Origin of the sequence: Clostridium sp., assembly GCF_051650885.1 — a bacterium.
In the GTDB taxonomy this organism is placed as follows: Bacteria; Bacillota; Clostridia; order Clostridiales; family Clostridiaceae; genus Clostridium.
Genome location: NZ_JBOFRG010000019.1, coordinates 1 through 4,564 on the forward strand (window position 1 = coordinate 1; position 4,564 = coordinate 4,564).

The window sequence follows — 4,564 nt, forward strand, 5'->3', positions numbered from 1 at the left end:
ATTATTTAATTAGTCTGAAGGAGGATATAATGTCAGCATTTATAGTATTAGGAGCCCAATGGGGAGATGAAGGAAAAGGAAAAATGACAGACTACTTAGCAGAGGATGCAGATGTAGTTGTTAGATTCCAAGGTGGTAACAATGCAGGTCACACTGTAGTAGTAGGAGATAAAGAATATAAGCTTCACTTAATACCATCAGGAATATTATATGATGACAAAGTTAACGTTATAGGAAACGGTGTTGTAGTAGACCCTAAAGCGTTATTTGATGAGATAGAATATTTAGAAGGTGTTGGAGTTAAAGTTACACCAGAAAAATTAATAGTTAGTGATAGAGCGCAGCTTATAATGCCTTACCATAAGACATTAGATAAATTAAAAGAAAAAGCTAGAGGAAAAAATGACATAGGAACTACAGGAAAAGGAATAGGTCCTTGTTATACAGATAAATATGAAAGATGTGGATTAAGAGTTTGTGATCTTATGCATCCAGCAGTTTTTGAAGAAAAATTAAGAGCTAACATAGAAGCAAAAAATCTTTATATAACTAGAGTATTAGGTGGAGAAGAAGAAAACTTTGAAGAAACTTTAAAAATGTATTTAGAGTTTGGTGAAAAGCTTAGACCATTCGTAAAAGATACTTCAGTTAGAGTTTATGATTCAATAAAACAAGAAAAGAACGTATTATTTGAAGGTGCTCAAGGAATGTTACTTGACATAGATTACGGAACATATCCATATGTAACATCATCAAACACTACAGCAGGTGGAGTTGTAAGTGGTTCAGGAGTAGGACCAACTATGATAACTAATGCAGTAGGTATAGCAAAAGCTTACACAACAAGAGTTGGTAAAGGTCCATTCCCAACAGAGTTAGAAGACGAAACTGGTGATTGGATAAGAGAAAAAGGACACGAATATGGTGTTACTACAGGAAGATCAAGAAGATGTGGATGGTTAGACTTAGTAATAGTTAAAACTGCTGTTAGAGTTAGTGGGTTAACTTCACTTGCAGTAACAAAAATTGATACATTAGCAGGTCTTGAAAAAATTAAAGTTTGTGTTGGATATGAATTTAACGGAGAAGTTATTGATTACTTCCCAGCAAGTTTAGAAGATTTAGCAGAATGTAAACCAGTATATGAAGAGTTTGATGGATGGGATGATAGCGTTGCTGATGCAAGAAGCTATGAAGAACTTCCTGCAAATGCTAAGAAATATATTGAAAGAATTGAAGAATTCACAGGAACAAGAATATCGATAGTTTCAGTTGGTCCAAAGAGAGATCAAACTATGAGAGTTAAAGAACTTTAATTCAGATAAGTTCACTTGACTTTAAAAAGTGTATAAAATATAATTTTTATATAATAATAAGTATGTAGAATGCATATTTTAAGAGGTGAAAATTATGATAACTAAAGATATGACAATTGGTGAAGTAATTAAAATGGATCCAACAAGAACAGAAGTATTAATGGCATTTGGTATGGGATGTGTTGGTTGCCCATCTGCACAAGCAGAGTCTATTGCAGAAGCAGCAGAAGTACACGGAATAAACGTAGATGCATTAATAGATGCTTTAAACAAGAAATAAGTCACAAAAGAGGTACAGTAATATGTGCCTCTTTTTTTTAATATTAAATGAATAAATAATAATTTAGTAATTATACAAAAAAAGATTGGTATAATTAAAAAGATGAATAAATTTAGAGGTGATAGAAGAGATGGAAAATAGCTTTACTAAACAATATGAAGTTTTATATAGAGATGCAGATTATAAATTAAGATGTAGAATAGCATCTTTAGTTTATTTTTTATGTGATGTTGGAAATTCACATGCAGAAGAAGTTGGAGATACTATTGATTATCAACTAGAGAATGGGGCAGGCTGGGTTTTCTATAAATATGATATAAAGATACATAAATACCCTAAGTATAGAGATAAGCTTAGTATAACAACATTACCAGCAGGGTTTAAAAAGTTTTATGCATTAAGAGATTATATAATAAAGGATGAAAGTGGAGAAATTATAGCAGAAGCAACTGCATTATTTTTCCTAATAAATATAGAAAAGAGAAGACCTATGAGAATCCTTCCAGAACAGTATGAGATGTACGGAGTTGAAGGAGATGTAGATAAGGTTAAAGAACTTGATAAAGTGGCTAAAATTGACAAAGAGGACTATTATAAGGAGTTTGACATAAGATATAGTGATATAGACTCTAATACACACGTAAATAACGTTAAATATGTAGAATGGGCACTTGAATCTGTTCCTCAAGAAATAATGAAAGATTTAGAACTTAAAAGAATTAAAATTATATTTGAGAAAGAAGTAAGTTATGGAAATACTATTCATGTATCAGCAGAAGTAAAGCATGAAGAAGATGGAACTGTAAGAACACTTCATAGAATTTCTAATAAAGAAGGAGAAGAATTAACTCTTCTTGAATTTATGTGGGAAAAAAGATAAATATTTTAATATAAAAACGGGCGCTACGCGCCCGTTGTTTATTTATTTAGTGCATTTTTTATAGAAGTTGCAGCAAAAAATCCAGAGCTCCAAGCCCATTGAAGATTAAATCCACCACAATCACCATCAACATCCATAAACTCACCTGCAAAATACATTCCAGGGACAAGTTTAGATTCAAGAGTATCAGGATTAATATCAGAAGTATCAATGCCTCCAACAGTAACTTGTGCACCTTGGAATTCTTTAGTTCCAGAACAAGTGAATTTCCATGATTTTAATCGTGATATTAAATCACTTTGATTTTTCCATTCTAATTCACAACAAGGTGTATGAATATTAAATATTCCACAATCCTTTAAAAGAGTTGGAATAAGCTTCTTGTTGATAACTCCAATTAAAGCGTTTGAAATGCTTCTTGTGGAAAACAAGGCTAAGTGAGTATAAAGTTCATTTTCCACAGTTTCAGTATCTTTAAAAGGCATCATATCCACATCTAAAGTAACCTTCTGACCATTTCTAAATGCTCTAGAAACTGTTGAGGAAATTTGAAGTATAGGAGGTCCTGAAATACCGTAATCAGTGAATAAAACTTCACCAACTTCTTGTCTAAGCACTTTGTTATTTCCATAAACGGTAACTTTACCATCAAATTTTATTCCTGATAAAGCTTTTAAGTGAGGATAATCAAGCTTCAGTTGAACTATCCCAGGGAGAGGTTTAATAAGTTTATGTCCAAATTCTTCGCATAATTTATATGCAGTTCCGTCAGAACCAGTTTTAGTTGCAGATTTTCCTCCACAACACATTAAAACTTTTCCACAAGAAAATTCTGAAAAGTCATCATTATTTGTGGATAAAATAAAGTTTTTCTTTCTGTGGATAGATTTAACCTTGCAATTCATATATGTAGGAATGTTACGTTCTTCTAAATTTAATCTTAAAATATCCACAACTGAAGAAGCTTGTAATGACTGTGGATATAATTTATGGTTTTCAAGTTCTGTAATTGGTAGACCAAGTGATAAAAATAAATTTTTAGTTTGTTCTACAGAAAAACTGTTTAATGTAGGAATAAAAAAGTTATCTACATTACTATGGTAATTTACAAAAGGATACTGGATTGAATTGTTTGAAATATTACAACGACCATTACCAGTTGTAAGAATTTTTTTACCAACACGATCACTACCATCAACAATTGCTACATCTATTCCGTAATCTTTAGCAACGATTGCAGCCATAAGTCCAGATGCACCACCACCAATTATTATTAATTCATGATAAATCATAATTGAAAATCTCCTTTAAAATATAAAATATATAAATAAATTCTATCACAAGTAGAGAATTTTAATTCAATAAAATAAAAAATAGGAATTATTTTTGATAAAAAGAGCAAAATAATAATAAGAATTTAAAAGAAATTATGTAGAGAGAGGTTAAAAATAAGGAGAATAATAAAAAAAACTCAAAAAATTTTTTTAAAAATTATAAAGGGGATAAGCCTTGTAAATACAGGGGTTAACGGGGTATTTAAAATTGATATAAGAATAAAAAATAAAAAAAATGAAAAAAAGTTTTTAAAAAGTGTTGACACTTAAAATGATTTTATGTAATATAGTCTATGTGGTCAACGGGACACAGTAGTGAAACGAAAGACTGAAACAAAATATGGCTCCTTGGTCAAGCGGTTAAGACACCACCCTTTCACGGTGGTATCAGGGGTTCGATTCCCCTAGGAGTCACCATTTATGGTCGCATAGCTCAGCTGGGAGAGCACCTGCCTTACAAGCAGGGGGTCACAGGTTCGATCCCTGTTGTGACCACCATTAAAATTATAAACTTGGCTCAGTAGCTCAGTTGGTTAGAGTGCCGGCCTGTCACGCCGGAGGTCGAGGGTTCGAGCCCCTTCTGAGTCGCCATTATAATTTTAATAAAACAAAAACATTTGCTGGCATGGCTCAACGGTAGAGCAGCTGACTTGTAATCAGCAGGTTGTAGGTTCGATTCCTATTGCCAGCTCCAATTTAATATGGCTCCTTGGTCAAGCGGTTAAGACACCACCCTTTCACGGTGGTATCAGGG

At 32.4% G+C, this 4,564-nt stretch carries 4 protein-coding genes and 4 tRNA genes; 7 read left to right on the forward strand and 1 reads right to left on the reverse strand.

The genetic code is table 11. The features are described 5' to 3' along the window. The first annotated feature begins 29 nt into the window (after positions 1–29). From ACRC28_RS00615 to ACRC28_RS00625, 3 genes are all read left to right on the forward strand, one after another. Positions 30–1,316 carry an adenylosuccinate synthase gene (locus ACRC28_RS00615; RefSeq protein ID WP_438541520.1) on the forward strand — a complete coding sequence of 429 codons (1,287 nt, stop codon included), beginning with the start codon at positions 30–32 and terminating at the stop codon, positions 1,314–1,316. Between the two features lie 94 nt (positions 1,317–1,410). After that, positions 1,411–1,596: a DUF1858 domain-containing protein gene (locus ACRC28_RS00620; protein WP_438541521.1), complete on the forward strand. Its 186-nt coding sequence runs from the start codon at positions 1,411–1,413 to the stop codon at positions 1,594–1,596. A 130-nt stretch (positions 1,597–1,726) separates the two neighbouring features. Continuing rightward, the gene (locus tag ACRC28_RS00625) at positions 1,727–2,476 is read left to right on the forward strand and encodes an acyl-[acyl-carrier-protein] thioesterase (RefSeq protein WP_438541522.1); all 750 of its coding nucleotides are present in this window, start codon (positions 1,727–1,729) and stop codon (positions 2,474–2,476) included. A 38-nt stretch (positions 2,477–2,514) separates the two neighbouring features. Here ACRC28_RS00625 and ACRC28_RS00630 read toward each other — a convergent pair whose 3' ends face one another. Then, a complete protein-coding gene (locus ACRC28_RS00630; protein ID WP_438541523.1) occupies positions 2,515–3,768 on the reverse strand; it encodes an NAD(P)/FAD-dependent oxidoreductase in 1,254 nt (417 codons plus the stop codon). 384 nt (positions 3,769–4,152) lie between these two features. On the opposite strand from ACRC28_RS00630, the gene ACRC28_RS00635 reads away from it, so the two are divergent. The 4 genes from ACRC28_RS00635 (at position 4,153) to ACRC28_RS00650 (ending at position 4,504) form a co-directional block, all read left to right on the forward strand. After that, positions 4,153–4,227, forward strand: a tRNA-Glu gene (locus ACRC28_RS00635). A gap of 5 nt (positions 4,228–4,232) precedes the next feature. Beyond that, positions 4,233–4,308: transfer RNA gene (locus ACRC28_RS00640), tRNA-Val, on the forward strand. Between the two features lie 16 nt (positions 4,309–4,324). Beyond that, a tRNA-Asp gene (locus ACRC28_RS00645) sits at positions 4,325–4,401 on the forward strand. A 28-nt stretch (positions 4,402–4,429) separates the two neighbouring features. Next, positions 4,430–4,504 (forward strand) — tRNA-Thr (locus tag ACRC28_RS00650). Positions 4,505–4,564 lie beyond the last annotated feature (60 nt).

Coding starts and splice junctions, on each gene's coding strand:
- ACRC28_RS00615 (WP_438541520.1), top strand. CDS start 30: ATGTCAGCATTTATAGTATTAGGAGCCCAATGGGGAGATGAAGGAAAA.
- ACRC28_RS00620 (WP_438541521.1), top strand. CDS start 1,411: ATGATAACTAAAGATATGACAATTGGTGAAGTAATTAAAATGGATCCA.
- ACRC28_RS00625 (WP_438541522.1), top strand. CDS start 1,727: ATGGAAAATAGCTTTACTAAACAATATGAAGTTTTATATAGAGATGCA.
- ACRC28_RS00630 (WP_438541523.1), bottom strand. CDS start 3,768: ATGATTTATCATGAATTAATAATAATTGGTGGTGGTGCATCTGGACTT.